Here is a 1,554-nt window from a genome sequence, read left to right as displayed (position 1 = left end):
TTCAAGCTCTTGCTTGTGAACAAGCGTTAGTGGTCTAAAATGCTCTTTCGCTGTTTTTTCTTTGAGTGCTTTCTCACGTGTGTTTTCAATTGCTCTACGTACACTTTCGGCTTCTGAAAGAAGGGTATTTTCTAGTGTCTGGCAATAAGCTAAAAGCTCTCCACAAGTTGGCATAAATGTTTTTGATATCCCAATTGCTTGACCAGTTACGATATCTTCGACGCCCTTTTTCAGAGCATATGCTGAAATGCGGTCCAGCATCATACCATAGGATAAAACGACGGCTTTGGCGTCTGTATTCGCAGGGACTCTCATGCTTGAGAGTAGGAAAGAAGCTTGCTCAATTTGCTTAACTGAAGCTTTCACAGAGAGCAACGCTTGTAGACGATTGCAAGCATCTAAGGTTTGCGCTTCCTCCTGTTTCGTCAATGTATTCCCAGCTTTCAGCGTCAATGGATACCCCGGACTGATCATTTCCATAATCTTCTCCAGATGAGAGATGATCTCTGAGTTCGTTGAAGCCTTCTGCAAGCTGTTCTGTGAAAGTTTTCTGAGTGAATTTTCCATGATAACCACCTAACCGTTTTTCCTGTTCTAATCTTGCTTTTTTCTTTGCTAGCGTTCCGATAGGGCTTGTGACCCAATTGTACCAAGTCCTTTGCCAATCTCGTTTGTTTGCATTTTTACCTGGGTTTGCTATCCAGTAATTTGTGAACCGTTCGGTTTCTAACAGCGCCTCATCATGCGTTAATCCTTGATCGATTGCGTATTGCAAATTAGGTTCAAAATCCGCAGGCAATCGACAACCTCGATCAGTGTTAACCTGCTTGGCTTTTTTAGGAACGTTTTCTTGCTCGTGAAGGGGAGGTTGGTTTTCTGATGATGTTGCGTTTTGTTCTGATTGGCTTTGGAGGGTATCAACCTCTGTTGGCTCTTCAACCAAATCGTTTGTTTCTAAATTTTCAGAATTAATTTCTTTTTTTGCTAAAACGATAGTTTTAGTTTTTTTATATATATTGTTAATGTTATTGTTTATGTGTTGTCGTGATGAAGTCATCATGATGTCATCATGACTTCGTGATGAATTCGTCATGACTTCATCATGTTCTTTTGATAAGTTATCTTTCTGCTTATTTCTCCTAGTATTTGCGGCTTTTATAGCTTTTTCTGAAAGTCTATTTAAATTCTCATTGCAATTTTTTAATTCTTCTTCGACTTGTGCACTCCATAAATTTCCGTTTTCTAATTGAAGAATTAATTTTTTTCGAATGAGTTTTTCTAATGACTTTTTAAAAGCTTGTATTGAGCAGCCGACGGCGCGTGCTAAAACAGAAGTGTCGTCATAAATTGGTTCCTCTGCTCGATACATAAAAGCAGTGAGAGTGCTATAAGTAGCTTTTTCTGTGGCATCAGTACCAGCAAAATCCATAATCCATTCTTGATAAAAATTACGTACCCAAGGCAATTTATTCGTCATAGTTGCCCTCCTGCTCTTGAGTAAAAGCAGCTTCTTTTAATTCTTTTTCAACACGCGTATTCCACAACCCATCATCT

2 protein-coding genes are annotated in these 1,554 nt (G+C 39.1%); both read right to left on the bottom strand.

The window, feature by feature from the left end; all coding sequences use genetic code 11:
- Window positions 1–366 (bottom strand): hypothetical protein (locus PVV65_RS09695; protein WP_273790018.1); only part of this gene is annotated, 366 nt, incomplete at its 3' end.
- Window positions 350–1,477, bottom strand: coding sequence for a DUF1376 domain-containing protein (locus PVV65_RS09690; RefSeq protein ID WP_273790017.1), 1,128 nt, complete (start codon window positions 1,475–1,477; stop codon window positions 350–352). The genes PVV65_RS09695 and PVV65_RS09690, both read right to left, overlap by 17 nt.
- Between the last annotated feature and the right edge of the window lie 77 nt (window positions 1,478–1,554).

Source organism: Bartonella sp. ML70XJBT, assembly GCF_028618425.1.
In the GTDB taxonomy this organism is placed as follows: Bacteria; Pseudomonadota; Alphaproteobacteria; order Rhizobiales; family Rhizobiaceae; genus Bartonella.
Note: the sequence above shows the minus strand (reverse complement) of the source record. Positions and strands in the feature narration are given on the sequence as shown.